The sequence below is a fragment of the Aeromonas sp. QDB39 genome, from assembly GCF_027707585.1.
GTDB lineage: Bacteria > Pseudomonadota > Gammaproteobacteria > Enterobacterales > Aeromonadaceae > Aeromonas > Aeromonas hydrophila.
Genome location: NZ_JAPCIV010000013.1, coordinates 1 through 16,522 on the forward strand (window position 1 = coordinate 1; position 16,522 = coordinate 16,522).

The 16,522-nt window shown below is 62.3% G+C and carries 12 protein-coding genes, 1 tRNA gene and 1 rRNA gene; 11 read left to right on the forward strand and 3 right to left on the reverse strand.

The window, feature by feature from the left end; all coding sequences use genetic code 11:
- The first annotated feature begins 182 nt into the window (after positions 1 to 182).
- The 9 genes from PG899_RS09255 (at position 183) to PG899_RS09295 (ending at position 10,115) form a co-directional block, all read left to right on the forward strand.
- Positions 183 to 258, forward strand: a tRNA-Thr gene (locus tag PG899_RS09255).
- A gap of 23 nt (positions 259 to 281) precedes the next feature.
- A 5S ribosomal RNA gene (gene rrf, locus PG899_RS09260) occupies positions 282 to 396 on the forward strand.
- Positions 397 to 550: 154 nt separating this feature from the next.
- The gene (ebgR, locus tag PG899_RS09265) at positions 551 to 1,522 is read left to right on the forward strand and encodes a transcriptional regulator EbgR (protein ID WP_077095872.1); all 972 of its coding nucleotides are present in this window, start codon (positions 551 to 553) and stop codon (positions 1,520 to 1,522) included.
- Between the two features lie 315 nt (positions 1,523 to 1,837).
- The gene (gene ebgA, locus PG899_RS09270; RefSeq protein WP_077095871.1) at positions 1,838 to 4,912 is read left to right on the forward strand and encodes a beta-galactosidase subunit alpha; all 3,075 of its coding nucleotides are present in this window, start codon (positions 1,838 to 1,840) and stop codon (positions 4,910 to 4,912) included.
- The gene (locus tag PG899_RS09275; protein ID WP_043163429.1) at positions 4,909 to 5,364 is read left to right on the forward strand and encodes a beta-galactosidase subunit beta; all 456 of its coding nucleotides are present in this window, start codon (positions 4,909 to 4,911) and stop codon (positions 5,362 to 5,364) included. Before ebgA ends, PG899_RS09275 begins: the two co-directional genes overlap by 4 nt.
- Positions 5,365 to 5,467: 103 nt before the next feature.
- On the forward strand, positions 5,468 to 6,913 hold the full coding sequence (locus PG899_RS09280; RefSeq protein WP_043163427.1) for an amino acid permease: 1,446 nt from the start codon (positions 5,468 to 5,470) through the stop codon (positions 6,911 to 6,913).
- Between the two features lie 76 nt (positions 6,914 to 6,989).
- The gene (locus tag PG899_RS09285) at positions 6,990 to 7,328 is read left to right on the forward strand and encodes a tRNA-binding protein (protein ID WP_179101376.1); all 339 of its coding nucleotides are present in this window, start codon (positions 6,990 to 6,992) and stop codon (positions 7,326 to 7,328) included.
- A 167-nt stretch (positions 7,329 to 7,495) separates the two neighbouring features.
- Positions 7,496 to 8,932, forward strand: coding sequence for an amino acid permease (locus PG899_RS09290; RefSeq protein WP_190283816.1), 1,437 nt, complete (start codon positions 7,496 to 7,498; stop codon positions 8,930 to 8,932).
- 211 nt (positions 8,933 to 9,143) lie between these two features.
- Entirely contained in the window at positions 9,144 to 10,115 is a 972-nt protein-coding gene (locus tag PG899_RS09295; RefSeq protein WP_077095869.1) for a bile acid:sodium symporter family protein, read from the forward strand.
- A gap of 57 nt (positions 10,116 to 10,172) precedes the next feature.
- Here the strand turns inward: PG899_RS09295 and ovoA are convergent, their stop codons facing one another.
- A complete protein-coding gene (gene ovoA, locus PG899_RS09300; protein ID WP_077095868.1) occupies positions 10,173 to 12,323 on the reverse strand; it encodes a 5-histidylcysteine sulfoxide synthase in 2,151 nt (716 codons plus the stop codon).
- A gap of 364 nt (positions 12,324 to 12,687) precedes the next feature.
- Between ovoA and PG899_RS09305 the strand changes: the two genes are divergently transcribed.
- Positions 12,688 to 13,410 carry a head GIN domain-containing protein gene (locus PG899_RS09305; protein WP_041217237.1) on the forward strand — a complete coding sequence of 241 codons (723 nt, stop codon included), beginning with the start codon at positions 12,688 to 12,690 and terminating at the stop codon, positions 13,408 to 13,410.
- A 53-nt stretch (positions 13,411 to 13,463) separates the two neighbouring features.
- Here PG899_RS09305 and fghA read toward each other — a convergent pair whose 3' ends face one another.
- On the reverse strand, positions 13,464 to 14,300 hold the full coding sequence (gene fghA / locus PG899_RS09310; RefSeq protein ID WP_029302433.1) for an S-formylglutathione hydrolase: 837 nt from the start codon (positions 14,298 to 14,300) through the stop codon (positions 13,464 to 13,466).
- 49 nt (positions 14,301 to 14,349) lie between these two features.
- Positions 14,350 to 15,477: an S-(hydroxymethyl)glutathione dehydrogenase/class III alcohol dehydrogenase gene (locus tag PG899_RS09315; RefSeq protein WP_005307638.1), complete on the reverse strand. Its 1,128-nt coding sequence runs from the start codon at positions 15,475 to 15,477 to the stop codon at positions 14,350 to 14,352.
- 119 nt (positions 15,478 to 15,596) lie between these two features.
- Here PG899_RS09315 and PG899_RS09320 point away from each other — a divergent pair, with 119 nt between their 5' ends.
- On the forward strand, positions 15,597 to 16,502 hold the full coding sequence (locus tag PG899_RS09320; protein ID WP_077095867.1) for a LysR substrate-binding domain-containing protein: 906 nt from the start codon (positions 15,597 to 15,599) through the stop codon (positions 16,500 to 16,502).
- Positions 16,503 to 16,522 lie beyond the last annotated feature (20 nt).

Genomic DNA, 16,522 nt, shown 5'->3' on the forward strand with positions numbered 1-16,522 from the left:
CCGAACTCAGAAGTGAAACGCGGTAGCGCCGATGGTAGTGTGGCATTCGCCATGCGAGAGTAGGACACTGCCAGGCATCAATTAAGCAATCACAGCGATGTGGTTGGTCGCGATACAACGTCAGGTTGTGTTGGACAAAAGATTTAGATAGCGCACACAGTGCGGTCTTTACCGGTTAGTGTGCTGATATGGCTCAGTTGGTAGAGCGCATCCTTGGTAAGGATGAGGTCCCCAGTTCGACTCTGGGTATCAGCACCATTATTGAAGTAGTAAAGCTTTTGCCTGACGGCAATAGCGCCGTGGAACCACCTGATCCCATGCCGAACTCAGAAGTGAAACGCGGTAGCGCCGATGGTAGTGTGGCATTCGCCATGCGAGAGTAGGACACTGTCAGGCACCTATTTAGAAGAGGCCTCCCATTCGGGAGGCCTTTTTGCATTGGAATTTTGCCGACCTGATGGGGTTCTTTTAGTAAAAATGCTGGGATGTCAGCACGTTGCCCGTTACTCTTGGTCTGGTATTGTCGGGAGTCATCGCCAGAGGAGTATGCATGGCCACGTTGAAGGAAATTGCACTGGAGGCGGGGGTTTCCCAAGCTACCGTGTCGCGGGTGCTCAATGAAGATCCGACGCTGAGCGTCAAGGAAGAGACCAAGCAGAAGATCTTCGAGATCGCCGAGCGGCTGGAGTACAAGACCAGCGGTGCCCGCAAAGGGGTTCACAAGAGCAAACTGCACTTCCTGGCGGTCTATGCCTACCCGCAGAGCACCGAGGTCAACGACCCCTATTATCTGGCCATCCGCTATGGCATCGAGACCCAGTGCGCCCGGCTCAACATCGAGCTGACCCACTGCTACAACGGTGCCGAGGGGCGCGATCTCTCCGCCGTCGACGGTATCCTGGTCATCGGACATCTGCCTGCAGAGCGTCTCGCCGCGCTCCACTCCCTCTCTGCCCAGCTGGTGTTCGTGGATTGCCGTTCTCAGGGGGACTTTGACTCGATTGACGTGGATCTGGCGCTGATCAGCCAGCAGGTAGTGGACTTCTTCATCGCCCAGGGACATCAGCGCATCGGCTATATCGGCGGCCAGGATGATGGCCCGGATCTGCGCGAGCTGGCCTTCCTCGACTACGGTCAGCGCCTCGGTGTGGTGCAGGAGAGCGATCTCTATCGTGGGGACTTCTCCAGCGCCTCCGGTTACAAGTTGGCCAAAGAGATGCTGGCGAGAGATTGGCCCAAGGCGCTGTTCGTTGCCTCCGACTCCATCGCCATCGGTGTGCTGCGTGCCATCCATGAGAAGGGACTGGCGATTCCCCAGCAGATCGAGCTTATCAGCGTCAACGATATCCCGACCGCCAAGTTCACCTTCCCGCCGCTCTCCACGGTGCGGATCCACTCCGAGTTGATGGGCTCCCAGGGGGTCAACCTGCTGGTTGAACGGCTGCGGGACGAGCGGGATATTCCACTCCGAGTGTTGGTACCGAGCAAGTTGACCCTGCGCGGCACCACCCGCTTATTTTAGTAAAAAAATCTGCTTTTTAGTCGCACCATCTTGCGGTGGTGCGACACTTCTCCCAAGCAAACATCTTTACCATGTCATCCCATGACGCCATATCATATTGTTTTATAGTTGATTTTATTCCAGTTTAGCCAGCTGTTATCAACATCCATGCCACTCCTCTATAGTTTGCTCTCCTTTATCTCCCGCTTCTGATCTCGCTCACAAAACCATCCATGCATTGTGATCAGGTTAAAACTTTACCGATCCAAAGCTGATATTTAGTAAATGTTTATCTAAGGTTTACCCAGTTAACGTTGCCTTGTTCCGGGAGGACATGTGAATAACTGGGAAAACGTCCAATTCGTTGGTGAAAACAGGCTGGCTCCGCGCGCCTACTTCTTCTCTTATGCCGACCACGCGCTGGCTGCCACCATGCAGCGCGAGCTGAGCCGCCGTTTTCTGAGCCTTAGCGGCCAGTGGCAGTTCCACTACTTCGAGCATCCCCTGCAGGTGCCGGAGGCCTTCTATCACAGCCCCATGAGCGAATGGGGCCAGATCACCGTGCCCAACATGTGGCAGATGGAAGGGCATGGTCAGCTGCAGTACACCGACGAAGGTTTTCCCTTCCCCATCGACGTGCCCTTCGTGCCGACCAGCAACCCCACCGGCGCTTATCAGCGCAGCTTCACGCTGAGCCCGGCCTGGGATGGCGAGCAGGTGATCATCAAATTTGACGGGGTGGAAACCTACTTCGAGGTCTATGTGAACGGCCACTACGTCGGTTTCAGCAAAGGCAGTCGCCTCACCGCCGAGTTCGATATCAGTGCCTACGTTAACATTGGCGAGAACCTGCTGTCGGTGCGGGTGATGCAGTGGGCCGACTCCACCTATATCGAAGATCAGGACATGTGGTGGATGGCGGGGATCTTCCGCGACGTCTATCTGGTGGGCAAACCGGCCGCCCATGTGCAGGACTTCTTCATCCGCACTGCGCTGGCCGATGACAATCAAAGCGCCACCCTGAGCTGCGACATTCAGCTGGAAAATCTGGGGGCGGCGGCCTCTGATCACCGTCTGGTCTGGTCGCTGCTGGATCAGGGCAGCGAGATCGCCAGCGGCTCGCTCGACCATCTCGCCATCGATGGCAAGTGTGATTGCCGCTTCACGCTGGATCTGGCCAATCCCCATCTGTGGAGTGCCGAAGACCCTTACCTCTATCAGCTGCAGCTCTCCCTCTACAACGGTCAGGGCGAGCTGCTGGAAGTGATCCCGCAGCGGGTCGGGGTGCGTGAAATCAAGGTCAAAGATGGGCTCTTCTACGTCAACGGCCACTACCTCAAGCTGCACGGGGTGAACCGCCACGACAACGACCACCTCAAGAGCCGCGCGGTCGGCATGGATCGTGTTGAACGCGATATCGTGCTGATGAAGCAGCACAACCTCAACTCTGTACGTACCGCCCACTACCCGAACGACCCGCGCTTCTACGAGCTGTGCGACCAGTACGGCCTGTTCGTGATGGCGGAGACCGACGTGGAGACCCACGGCTTTGCCAACGTCGGCGATCTCAGCCGTATCACCGATGACCCCTGCTGGGAGCCGGTGTTCGTGGATCGCATCGAGCGCCACGTGCACGCCCAGAAAAACCACCCCTCCATCATCATCTGGTCGCTGGGCAACGAGTCCGGCTACGGCTGCAACATCAGAGCCATGTACCAGCGTTGCAAGGAGCTCGACCCGACCCGGCTGGTGCACTACGAAGAGGATCGCGATGCCGAGGTGGTGGATGTGGTGAGCACCATGTATTCCCGCGTCTCCCAGATGAACTGCTTCGGCGAGTTCCCGATGGAGAAGCCGCGCATCCTCTGCGAATACGCCCACGCCATGGGCAACGGCCCGGGTGGCCTCAGCGAATACCAGCAGGTGTTCGACCGTCATCCCCACATTCAGGGTCACTACATCTGGGAGTGGTGCGATCACGGCATTCTGGATCAGGACGAGCAGGGTCGCCCCGTTTACAAGTACGGCGGCGACTACGGCGACTACCCCAACAACTACAACTTCTGCATGGATGGCCTCATCTATCCGGATCAAACCCCGGGGCCTGGCCTGCGCGAATACAAGCAGGTGATCTGCCCGGTCAAGGTGCGCGCTCTGGATCTGGCGAGCGGCAAGCTGGAAGTGGAAAACCGTTACTGGTTCTCCACTCTCGACGACATCCGTCTGCTGGTCGAGGTGAAGGCAGAGGGCGAACTGCTGGCCAGCCAGCAGATCCGGCTGGAAGGGGTGGCTCCCGGTGCCACCACCGAGCTGCAACTCGAGCTGCCCTCTTTAGATGGGCGGGAAACCTTCGTCCAGCTGCGGGTCATCAAGGCCAGCGCTACCCGCTACAGCGCGGCGGAGCACGAGCTGGGCCAGTACCAGTTCCAGCTGAAGGCATCGACTCGTCAGCTGCAGCCCTTTGCCAATCCCAATGCCACGGCGTTGCAGATTGCCGACGAGCGCCTCGCGCTGACCTTGAGCGGCAGCGGCTTCGCCCTGCGTTTCTCGCGCCTCGACGGCAAGCTGGTGAGCTGGCAGCAGGATGGCAATGAGCTTATCGAGCGCTCGCCGCGCCTCACCTTCTTCAAGCCGATGATCGACAACCACAAGCAGGAGTACGAAAGCCTGTGGCACCCGAATCACCTGCAGATCATGCAGGAGCACTTCCGCACCTTAAGCTGGCGCCAACTGGGTGATGCGGTCGAGGTGACGGTGGAGAGCCTGATCGCGCCGCCGGTGTTCGACTTCGGCATGCGCTGCCGCTACGTCTACACCCTGAGCCCGAACGGCCAGCTGCACGTAGCTCTGTCCGGTCAGCCCTACGGCGGTTATGACGACATCATTCCCAAGATCGGCTTCGAGCTGGGCATTCGTCAGGATCTCGACCGGGTGCACTACTACGGCATGGGGCCGGGTGAAAACTATCAGGACAGCCGCCAGAGCAACTGGATCGACAGCTTCCAGAGCACAGTCAGCGAGATGTGGGAGCACTACCCCTTCCCGCAGGACAATGGCAACCGCCAGCAGGTGCGCTGGGCGACCCTGACCAACCGCCACGGCGCCGGTCTCTACGTGCGACCCGATGCCCCCATCAACCTGAGCGTCTGGCCCTACAGCTGGGAGCATATCCACGCGGCGCAGCACATCAACGAGCTGGAGCCCTGCGGTTATCTCACCCTCAATCTGGATCACAAGGTGCTGGGGCTAGGCTCTAACTCCTGGGGCTCCGAGGTGCTGGACTCCTGGCGGGTGCGCTTCGAGCCGTTCAGCTTCGGTCTGACCCTGCTGCCCATTGCCCGTGGCAACCTCAATCCGGTTGCGCTGGCCGGGCTCGATCTCACCATCAACGGCGGGAGGAACCTCGCATGATCACCCTGGACAACCTGACCCTGTTCAAAAACATCTACCGGGAGGGCAAGAAGTGGGGCCGCTGCGTGGAGGCCATCGACAACCTGCCGAACCTCAAGCCCGGCATCTGCCACTCCATCGGTGACTCCCTCACCTACCGCTTGCAGGAGGGGGCCAGCCCGGCCACCTCACTGTTCGAGGGGCAGCGCCGCTACTTCGACGTTCACTACTACCTGGAAGGGGCAGAGACGGTGGAGTGGGCCCCCAAGTCGGAGTTGCAGGTCGAGCAGGCCTATGACGACACCACCGACCGCGAGTGGCTGGCTGGTGAGGTGCGCGAGCGCCAGCAAGTCGGCAACGGTCAGGTGGTGATCTTCGAGAACGACGAGGCCTACCGGTTCGCAGGCGACAGCCCGGTGCGCAAGCTGATCATCAAGGTCACCGTCGAAGGCGGCTACTTCAAAAACAAATAACAAGCCGCCGGTTCTGCACTGACAAAAGCCGGAAGGGCGGGGCTCACCCTACAACTAATGCCCCGCCCTTTCGCTGCAATAACTACAGGTCTGGAGATGCACCATGTCTGATTCCAAACGCAATACGATAGGCAAGTTTGGTCTGCTGTCGCTCACCTTCGCGGCGGTATTCAGCTTCAACAACGTCATCAACAACAACATCGAAATCGGTCTGGCCTCGGCCCCGATGTTCTTTCTGGCCACCATTTTTTACTTCATTCCGTTTTGCCTCATCATTGCGGAGTTCGTATCACTGAACAAAAACTCCGAAGCGGGGGTGTATGCCTGGGTGAAGAGTTCCCTCGGCGGTCGCTGGGCCTTTATCTCCGCCTACACCTACTGGTTCGTGAACCTCTTCTTCTTCACCTCCTTGCTGCCGCGGGTCATCGCCTACGCCTCCTATGCCTTCCTCGGCTACGAGTACATTCTCACCCCGGTGGCGACCACGGCCTTGAGCATGGTGCTGTTTGCCTTTGCCACCTACGTCTCCACCAACGGTGCCAAGATGCTGGGCCCCATCACCTCGGTGACCTCGTCCCTGATGCTGCTGCTGACCCTCTCCTACATCCTGCTGGCGGGTGCGGCACTGGTGGGCGGCGTGCAACCGGCTGACCCCATCACGGTAGAGGCCATGATCCCCGATTTCAGCTGGGCGTTCCTGGGCATCACTACCTGGATCTTTATGGCAGCCGGTGGCGCCGAGTCGGTGGCGGTCTACGTCAATGATGTGAAGGGGGGCTCCAAATCCTTCGTGAAGGTGATCATCGTCGCCGGGATCTTTATCGGGGTGCTCTACTCCATCGCATCACTGTTGATCAACGTGTTCGTCCACAGCGACACCCTGAAATATACCGGCGGCTCGGTGCAGGTGTTTGAAGGGCTGGCAGCTTACTTCGGCCTGCCGGAGATCCTGATGAACCGCTTCGTCGGGCTGGTCTCCTTCACCGCCATGTTCGGTTCCCTGCTGATGTGGACCGCGACCCCGGTGAAGATCTTCTTCTCCGAGATCCCGGCCGGCATCTTCGGCAAGAAGACGGTCGAGCTGAACGAGAACGGCGTGCCCGCCCGGGCAGCCTGGATCCAGTACCTCATCGTGCTGCCGCTGATGGTGATCCCGACCCTGGGCTCCAACACCGCGCAGGATCTGATGAACACCGTCATCAACATGACCGCTGCCGCCTCCATGCTGCCGCCACTGTTCATCATGCTGGCCTACCTCAATCTGCGTCTGAAGCTCGACCACCTGCCGCGGGAGTTCAAGATGGGTTCGCGCACCACCGGCATCGCCGTGGTGTCGGTGCTGATCGCCATCTTCTCGGTGGGCTTCCTCGCCTCCACCTTCCCGACTGGCGCCGACATCATGACCATCATCTTCTACAACGTGGGCGGCATCGTGATCTTCCTGGGCTTTGCCTGGTGGAAGTACAACCGATACGAGGCCTCCCTCAGCGCCGAGGCGCGTGCGAAAGAGGCCCAGCCGGCGGCGCAGGTTGCCATGCAGACGCCATAGGCACTGCATTGAATCCGAATAAAACCGGGTGGCCGTTGGCCACCCGCAAACCGTTGAACCAGAAAAGGAAAAGAGCATGAGCGAGACGATCGAGTTTGCCGAATTCAAGCGGGTCGAGATGAAGGTGGGCAAGGTGCTGGAGGTGGTGCGCCACCCCGGGGCCGACAAACTCTATATCGTCCAGATCGACGTGGGTGGCGAGCGGTCGCTGCAGACCGTCACCAGTCTGGTGCCCCACTACAGCGAAGAGGAGCTGATGGGCAGCGAGGTAGTGGTGCTGACCAACCTCAAGCCCACCAGGATGCGCGGCGAGCGATCCGAATGCATGTTGCTGTGCGCCGAGACCCCGGACGAGAGCCAGAGCGTGCTGTTGCAGCCGCGGGTGCCGATGGCGCCGGGCACACCGATCGTCTGACTGGTATTGCGAGCCGGTGCGGTGAGATTGCACCGGTTCAGCAACGAGGCCGTCCAAGCGGCCCGATCATAACAAGAGAGTAAAGCGCGGGGCCGACAGACCCTTGCCAAACACATCACAGAGTCACAGCGTTACCCGCAGGGAACGCGAGTCCACTGGAGGACACCATGTCTGAATCCGTACGCGGCACCATAGGCAAGTTTGCCCTGTTGTCGATGACCTTTGCCGCCGTGTTCAACGTGCGCAACATCGTCAACAACAACATCGAGCTGGGGCTCAGTTCCGCCCCCATCTTCCTGCTGGCGACCCTGGTCTACTTCATCCCGTTCGTCTTCATCATCGCCGAGTTCGTCTCGGCCAACAAAAACTCCGAGTCGGGCATGTACGACTGGCTCAAGAAACCGCTCGGCACCCGGATGGCCTATCTGGGCTCGTTTCTCTACTGGTTCGTGAACCTGTTCTGGTTCGTCTCCCTGCTGCCCAACGTCATCGCCTACGCCTCCTACGCCATGCTGGGCTATGAATACAGCTTCTCGCCCATGGTCACCTCGGTCATCTCCATCGTGCTGTTTGCGGCGGCGACCCACATCTCCACCAAGGGGGCGAGCTGGCTCGGCAAGATTGCCGAGATCGTGGCCTACGGGGTGTTTGCCCTGTTCGCCATCTATGTGCTGGGCGCCCTGATGGCTTTGAGTGGTGATCATGTACCGGCCCAGCCCATCACCCTGGAGGCGATGACTCCCACCGTCAACTGGGCGACGCTGGGCATCATGTGCTGGATCTTCCAGGCGGCGGGCGGTGCCGAGACGGCGGCTGCCTACCTCAATGACGTGAAGGGCGGCCAGAAATCCTTCATCAAGGTGATCATCAGCGCCGGCATCGTCATCGGTGCCATGTATGCGGTCGGTTCCCTGCTGGTGAACGTGTTCGTGCCGCGCGAGAGCCTCACCTATGCCGGCGGCATGGTGGAGATCTTCACCGGCATGGCCCAGTACTTCCAGCTGTCGGAGGCGCTGGTGGGCCGCTTCGTCGGCGTGGTGTTGTTCATCGCCATGTTCGGCTCCATGATGATGTGGACCTCGGCCCCGGTGAAGATCCACTTCTCCGAGATCCCGCAGGGTGTCTACGGCGAGAAGACCACCCAGCTCAACGAGCACGGCGTGCCGGTACGCGCCGCCTGGTGGCAGTTCGCCTTCGTGTTCGTGATGCTGGTGGTCAACGGCTTCGGCTCGGAATCGGTGCAGCACATGATGAACACCGCCATCAATCTCACCGCCGGTACCGCCATGCTGCCGCCGATCTTCATCATGGTGGCCTACTTCGTGTTCCGCTGGAAACATGACGACACCCCGCGCGAGTTCCGCATGGGATCGCGCAAGTTCGGGATGGGGGTGGTGTCTGTGCTGATCGCCATTTTCGTGGTGAGCATGAGCGCCTCCGCCTTCCCGAGCGGGGTGGATCTGGTACGCGCCTTCTTCATCAACGTCTTCATGACCGCGGTCTTCTCGGCGCTGGCCTACTGGTGGATCTCCCGCTTCGAGAAGCGCCAGGCCCGCAAGCAGGCCACCGGCACCGCCGGCGGCAAGTTGGCCAAGCAGAGTTGAAGCACAAGGCTGGCCGGATCCGGTGGCCAGCCGGGCTTGCTTAATTTCCGGCAGATAAAGAGGGGTCGCTCAACTTTGCGCCTCCCGCTTATCGGGGTAAGCTGGGGATTCGTTTCAACAGGAGCTGTGCCACAGCTCCTGTTGTGTTTCCTGTCGTCCCCGATCACCGGCCCCGCGCGGGGACGGGATCTGCTTTCACCGGAGACCGCTCGTGCGTCTGGATCCCTTTACCTCTGTACTGATTGTGGTGGTCGCCCTGGCCTCCTTCTTCCCCTGCGAGGGGCAGGTGGCCGTCTGGTTCGGTCTGCTGACCAAGCTGGCGGTGGCGCTCTTGTTCTTCATGCATGGCGCCAAGCTGTCGCGCCAGAACCTGCTGGCGGGGCTCGGCCACTGGCGGCTGCATCTGGTGGTGATGGCCAGCACCTTCGTGCTGTTTCCGCTGCTGGGGCTCTTGCTCACGCCGCTGGTACCCCACTGGTTGAGCCCGGCCATCTACCTCGGTTTCCTCTACCTCTGTGCCCTGCCCGCCACCGTGCAGTCGGCCATCGCCTTCACCTCCATGGCCGGCGGCAATGTGTCGGCGGCGATGTGCAGCGCCTCGGCCTCCAGCATCCTCGGCATCTTCCTCTCGCCGGTGCTGGTGGGGCTGATGATCAATGTGCAGGGGGAGGGGGTCGATACCTGGCACTCCATTCAGGCCATCATGGTGCAGCTGATGCTGCCGTTTGTGGTGGGCCACCTGTCGCGCCCGCTCATCGGCCGCTGGGTCGACAGCCACCGGCCACTCATTGGCAAGCTTGACCAGAGTTCCATCCTGCTGGTGGTCTATGTGGCCTTCAGCGAGGCAGTGGTGCAGGGGATCTGGCATCAAGTAGGCTGGTACGATCTGGCCAGCATCGTGCTGCTGAGCTGCGTGCTGCTGGCGCTGGTGCTGGGCTGGAACATCTGGATCAGCCGCCGCCTCGGCTTCAACAGGGCGGACGAGATCACCATCGTCTTCTGCGGCTCGAAGAAGAGCCTGGCCAACGGGGTGCCGATGGCCAACGTCATGTTCCCGGCCACCAGCGTCGGGGTCATGGTGCTGCCGCTGATGATCTTCCACCAGATCCAGCTGATGGTGTGCGCCGTGCTGGCCCGTCGCTACCACGAGCAGGAGTCCGTGTCCCAGGTTCAGCAGGGGTAAGCGGTCCGGATAAAAAAGAGGGAGGCCATGGGCCTCCCTCTTTCGTTTGCCGCCTCGTCAGCGTTTGCGCCAGACGGTGAGCTGGGCCACCGTGTGCTGGTACTTGCGGGCGGTCTCGCGGATGACGAAGGGGACATCCCTCGGGGGCATCTGCTCCTCGAACTCCGCCGCCAGCAGCCGCTGTAGCGCCTGATAGGTGCCGAGGGCCTCGCCGTTCTCGCGCACACCGCCGAGCCAGTTGGCCTTGGGGGTGTAGTCGGTCAGCCAGGTGTAGGGGCTGGTGAGCACCAGCAGGCCGCCGCTGCGAAGGCGCGGAGCAATGTCCCGCAGGAAGCGGGCGGGTTCCCGCAGCCGATCGATCAGGTTGGAGGCGAGCACCAGGTCGTAGTCGCCGTACTTGGGCTTGAGGTTGCAGGCATCCCCCTGGCTGAAATGGATCCGCTCGCTCTGTTGGCGGCCGAGATCATGGCGGGAGAGCCGCGCCTCGCAATACTCCACCAGCTCCCCTTCCACCGGCACCGCGTAGCGGAAGCTGTCCTGGCTGGCGAGCGCCAGCGCCACGTCGATGAAGCGGGCCGAGTAGTCGACCCCGTCCACGTGGGCGAAGTGGCGCGCCAGTTCGAAGCTGGCACGGCCGGTGGCGCAGCCGATGTCGAGCGCCCGCTCATGGCGACCGCACAGCTCGCTGGCAAGGCCGGCCAGGGTCTGGGCATAGTTGGCGACCCCGAAGTGGGTCGGCCCGTACTGGAAGTCGAGATACTGAGCGACGAGCGTGTCGGTCTCGTAGGGGTTGACGACGACCGGCTCCTGATAGCGGGAGACCAGATAGCGGAAACCCGCATGCTGGAAGAAGTGACGGCGGAAGGCGTAGCGGGAGGACTTGAGCGCCTCGTTGCCGGTGCTGATCCAGCTGCCCCCCTTGATCAGAGTGTGTTTGCCGTCGAAGGTGGGTGTGGAGAAGTCGTCGTAGAGGGGATGCACCTTGAACCCCTCGAAGCCGTCGATGGCGGTGCTGGTCCATTGCCAGACGTTGCCCACCAGATCGAAGAAGCTGCCCTGCGGGCAGGCATCCACCGGACAGGACGACGCGAAGCGGGCCAGATTGATGTTGCCGGGCGCCTCGATCCAGTCCGGCTGATCGCCGGTCAGCTGTTCGCGCAGCAGCATCCACTCCGCCTCGCTCGGCAGCTGGACGGGCAGGCCGGTCTGGGCTGCCTGCCAGCGACAGAAGGCGGCGGCCTCCAGCTGGTTCACCTCCACCGGCCAGTCCCAGGGCATAGGGACCTGCTCGGTCATCAGCCGCAGTTGCAGTTGCTCGGGTTCGAGGGGATCGCCGACCCAGAAGGTGGGCATGCGGGCCCTGGCATACTGGCGCCAGCCCCAGCCTTCGTCATCCCACCAGGCGCGGTTCTCGTAGCCACCCGCCTGCACGAAGTCGAAAAATTCTGCGTTGCTCACCAGCATGCGGCTGGCCTGGAAGGGGGCCAGTTCGATGTGGCGCTCGCCGTATTCGTTGTCCCAGCCGTAGGTGGCGTCCTGTTTGCCGAGCCGCACCCGGCCGCCGGCCACCGGCAGCAGGGTGTTGGCGGGCACCTCGTCACGGCGATGGCGCGCCTCGGGGCACACCGGCCACTGGGGCTGGCTGCTCACCCAGGCCAGCGGCAGCTGGCGGATCAGCACGCTGGAGGTCTCGAGGTGGATGCGTTCGTGCTCTATCCCCATCAATATGACCCAGGCCGGGCTCTGCCAGTCGATGGGCAGGGTGAGCGGCATCCGTTCGATGAAATCACACACCAGGGCGCGCACCTGGCCGCGATAGTCGCGCAGCTCGCTGACGGCGGGCCAGTCGTAGTGGGTCTCGTCCAGATCGTCCCAGCTCATCTCGTCCACCCCGATGGCGACCATGGCCTCGATGCGGGCGTCGAGCCGACCCTCGATGAGGCGGGCCGCCAGCAGCTTGTTGATGAAGAAGGCGGCGGTGTGGCCGTAGTAGAAGATGAGCGGGTGGCGCAGGGGGATCGCCTTGTCAAACCAGGCGCGTTCGTCGGCCAGGCAGTCGAACAGTGAGTCGTAGAGATCGAAGGTCTGGCAGAAGTAGGCGAGCAGCTCGCGGCGCTTGTGTTCGGGATCGCTGCCGGTCAGCAGCGGGGTACGGGTCGGTTCCGGCAGGCCGGTGGCGGTGGAATAGAGAAGAGTGGCTTGGGTCACGCTCTGACTCCTTGTTGGCAGTGAAGACTGACAAGACAGTGGTAATGGCATTACCGCAATGGAGAGCTTTGTACGCACAAGGTACCACTATTGGCTCAACAGACCGGCTCGGCAACCAAAAACTTCCACGGCTTGTCAGCATAGCGACCCCGCGAACGGCTCGCCAATCGGTCGTCCACCTGCCCGTTCGGGGATGGTCAGATTCGCCAGATTATGGTCTGAATGACTCTCCACTTGTTGTGCTCATGTGGCGTAAAAATAGATATTTTATTTTAAATCATGCAGTTGATTAACTGGCGCAGGCTTTGCACTGGATGCTGACCAAGGGGCCACGACTGGCCAATACACAATGAGGAGAGTGGCGATGAAATGGATGATGGGCGTGGTGCTGGCGGTCGGACTCAGCGGGTGCAGCTGGCTGGATGATACCCGGGTGAGCGGGGCGGGGGCCGTGATCGAGCAGCAGCACGGGGTGGGCCGGCAGGTGACCCGGGTGCTGGCCGGGGTGCCTGCCAGCGTCCATCTGGTGGCCGGCGAGCCGCGCGGATTGCGCATCCGTGGGCAGGAGAACCTGCTGCCCTACCTGGTGCTGAGCGAGCGGGGCGACAAGCTGGAGATCGAGGTGAAGGACGGTTACCGGCTCGACCCGACCGAGCCGCTGGAGATCACCATCACCCTGCCCGCGCTCCATGAGCTGGCGCTGGCAGGGGTCGCCAACGGCGAGCTGCGCGGCTTCAAGGGGGAGGCGCTGGTGCTGTCGGTGGCCGGGGTCGGTGACATCATCGCCGACGGGCTCGAGCTGGATCGGCTGGAGGGCAACATCGCGGGCGCAGGCAGCCTGGATCTGGGGAACAGCACGGCCAGGGCCGTCGAGCTCAACATCGCTGGCTCGGGGGATGTGCTGGGGGCCGAGCTGAAGGGACGTGAGGTGGAGGTCAATATCGCCGGCAGCGGCGACGTGGAGGTCAGGGCCCAGGATCGGCTCAAGGTGGGCATCGCCGGCTCGGGCTCGGTCAGCTACTGGGGCGATCCCGTGCTGCAGAGCGAGATCGCCGGCTCCGGCGAGGTGAGCCGGCAGGGCAGCTGACTGGTTTTGTCCACCGACCAGAAAAAAACAGGCCCGTCACGGGCCTGTTTCGATCAGAGGTGGCGGGCGTGAAAGCGCAGGTGCGCCTCGATGAAGCTCGCCACGAAGTAGTAGCTGTGGTCGTACCCAGGGTGGCGGTTGAGCTCCAGCGGCCACTCCTTGCCGGCGGCCGCATCGGCCAGAGCGTCGATGTGCAGCTGTTCGGCCAGGAAGGGATCGTCCAGCCCCACGTCCACCAGGGTCGGCAGCGGCGTCACCGGGTGGTGGCGCAGCAGCTGGCAGGCGTCCCACTCCTGCCACAGCAAGGGGTTGTTGCCGAGGTAGGCGCCGAGCGCCTTCTGACCCCAGGGGCAGCGGCTCGGGTGGCTGATGGGGCTGAAGGCCGACACCGAGCGGTAGCGACCGGGTTCGCGCAGGGCGGCGATGAGCGCCCCGTGGCCGCCCATGGAGTGGCCGCTGATGGCGCGTTTCGTCGAGACCGGGAAGTGGGTCTCGATGAGCTCGGGCAGCTCGCGGGTGACGTAGTCGTACATCTGGTAGTGATCGCGCCAGGGATGCTGGGTGGCGTTGACGTAGAAGCCGGCGCCCATGCCGAGATCGTAACCGGGGTCGTCCGCGACGTCTTCACCGCGCGGGCTGGTGTCCGGCGCTACCAGGGCGATACCGAGCTCGGCGGCGATGCGCTGGGCGCCCGCCTTCTGCATGAAGTTTTCATCGGTGCAGGTGAGGCCGGAGAGCCAGTAGAGCACGGGTACCTTCTGGCCGGTGAGGGCCTGGGGCGGCAGATAGATGGCGAAGCGCATCTCGCAACCCAGCACCTCGGAGGCGTGGCTGTAGCGCTTGTGCCAGCCGCCGAAGCTCTTGTTGCTGCTGATTATGTCCAGATTCATCGGGGGAACTCCTGCACCCCGCCCACGGTGGCGGGCGGGGTGATCATGCTCAGTAGTGGATGACGCTGCGAATGCTCTTGCCTTCGTGCATCAGATCGAACGCCTCGTTGATCTGCTCAAGTCCCATGGTGTGGGTGATGAAGTCGTCCAGCTTGAACTCGCCCTGCATGTAGCGCTGCACGTAGCTCGGCAGCTCGCTACGACCGCGCACGCCGCCGAAGGCGCTGCCGCGCCAGACCCGGCCGGTGACCAGCTGGAACGGACGGGTGCTGATCTCCTGGCCGGCGCCGGCCACGCCGATGATGACCGACTCGCCCCAGCCTTTGTGGCAGCACTCCAGCGCCGCGCGCATCACCTTGACGTTGCCGATGCACTCGAACGAGAAGTCGACGCCGCCGTCGGTGAGCTCGACGATCACCTCCTGGATGGGCTTGTCGTAGTCGTTCGGGTTGATGCAGTCGGTGGCGCCCAGCTTGCGGGCCAGTTCGAACTTGCTCTCGTTGATGTCGATGGCGATGATGCGGCCGGCCTTGGCCAGACGAGCGCCGATCACTGCGGAGAGGCCGATGCCGCCCAGCCCGAAGATGGCGACGCTCTCACCCTCTTTCACCTTGGCGGTGTTCATCACGGCGCCGATGCCGGTGGTGACGCCGCAGCCGAGCAGACAGACCTCTTCCAGCGGGGCGGCCGGGTCCACCTTGGCGATGGAGATCTCGGGCAGTACCGTGTACTCGCTGAAGGTGGAGGTGCCCATGTAGTGATAGATGGGCTGGCCATCCTTGGAGAAGCGGGTGGTGCCGTCCGGCATCAGCCCCTTGCCCTGGGTGGCGCGGATCTTCTGGCACAGGTTGGTCTTGCCGGATTTGCAGAACTTGCACTCGCCGCACTCGGGGGTGTAGAGCGGGATCACGTGATCGCCAACCTTGACGCTGGTGACGCCCTCGCCGACGGATTCGACGATGCCGCCCCCCTCGTGACCCAGGATGCAGGGGAAGACCCCTTCCGGATCTTCACCGGAGAGGGTGAAGGCATCGGTGTGGCAGACGCCGGTCGCGACGATGCGCACCCGCACTTCGCCGGCTTGGGGCGGCATGACCTCGACTTCTTCGATGGAGAGGGGCTGGCCCGGGCCCCAGGCGATGGCGGCCTTACACTTGATGCTTTGAACCTGTGCCATGACGGATGTCCTTATTGTTGAGCAGGGTGAGGAGAATGGGTTCGGACATCCAGTGTAGTTTCCCGCTTATTTGGTGATAATAAGGCAAAATCTGAAATCACTTTTACAGACAGGTAATAATGTTCGGCTGGGAAGGGATCTGTGAATTTGTCAGCGTGGCGGAGCAGGGGGGATTTACCCCGGCGGCGCGCAAGCTGGGGGTGTCGGTGGCGCAAGTCAGCCGGCAGGTGGCACAGCTGGAGGATCGGCTGCAGGCCAAGCTGCTGCTGCGCACCACCCGTCAGGTGCGGCTCACCGAGCTCGGCGAGATCTATTATCGCCACTGTCGCCAGCTGCTGGACAACCTCTACGAGGCGGAGCTGGCGGTGGGGCGTCATCAGGCGGTGCCGCAGGGCACCCTGCGCATCACGGCCCCGGTCTCCTACGGCGAGAGCCGCATCGCCCCGCTGGTGAACGACTTCATGGTGCGCTTTCCCCAGCTGGAGGTGACCCTCAACCTCACCAACCAGCTGCTGGATCTGGTGCACGAGGGTTACGATCTGGCACTGCGACTCGGCCACCTCAAGGACTCCAGCCTGGTGGCGCGCAAGCTGGCGCAGCGGGTGCCCTATGTGTGCGCCTCGCCCGCCTACACCGCCCGCCACGGCATGCCCAACAGCCTCTCCGAGCTCACCCGCCACACCTGCCTGGTGGGCAACAGCGACGAGTGGCACTTCACCCTGGATGGCCGCTCCCACAGCGTGCGGGTGCACGGCCTGCTGCACTGCAACAGCGGCCACGCCCTGCTGGATGCGGCGCTCAAGGGGATCGGCATCATCCAGCTGCCGGACTACTACGTGAGCGACCACCTGGCCCAAGGCGAGCTTATCGAGCTGCTGCCCGAGCTGCGGGCGCCGGCGGAGGGGATCTGGGCCCTCTATCCCCACAACCGCCACCTCTCCCCCAAGGTGCGGCTGCTGGTGGACTATCTGACGGAGCGGCTGAGCGATCCCCATCAGCCCGCGCTGGTGCGCCCCGTTGGCTGAGTTCAGCTGAATAAAAAAGG

What these genes read in the sequence shown, in the direction of transcription:
- PG899_RS09280 (WP_043163427.1), top strand. Translation starts at nt 5,468, where the DNA reads ATGTCTGATTCCAAACGCAATACGATAGGCAAGTTTGGTCTGCTGTCG.
- PG899_RS09275 (WP_043163429.1), top strand. Translation starts at nt 4,909, where the DNA reads ATGATCACCCTGGACAACCTGACCCTGTTCAAAAACATCTACCGGGAG.
- PG899_RS09320 (WP_077095867.1), top strand. Translation starts at nt 15,597, where the DNA reads ATGTTCGGCTGGGAAGGGATCTGTGAATTTGTCAGCGTGGCGGAGCAG.
- ebgR (WP_077095872.1), top strand. Translation starts at nt 551, where the DNA reads ATGGCCACGTTGAAGGAAATTGCACTGGAGGCGGGGGTTTCCCAAGCT.
- PG899_RS09290 (WP_190283816.1), top strand. Translation starts at nt 7,496, where the DNA reads ATGTCTGAATCCGTACGCGGCACCATAGGCAAGTTTGCCCTGTTGTCG.
- PG899_RS09305 (WP_041217237.1), top strand. Translation starts at nt 12,688, where the DNA reads ATGAAATGGATGATGGGCGTGGTGCTGGCGGTCGGACTCAGCGGGTGC.
- fghA (WP_029302433.1), bottom strand. Translation starts at nt 14,300, where the DNA reads ATGAATCTGGACATAATCAGCAGCAACAAGAGCTTCGGCGGCTGGCAC.
- PG899_RS09285 (WP_179101376.1), top strand. Translation starts at nt 6,990, where the DNA reads ATGAGCGAGACGATCGAGTTTGCCGAATTCAAGCGGGTCGAGATGAAG.
- PG899_RS09315 (WP_005307638.1), bottom strand. Translation starts at nt 15,477, where the DNA reads ATGGCACAGGTTCAAAGCATCAAGTGTAAGGCCGCCATCGCCTGGGGC.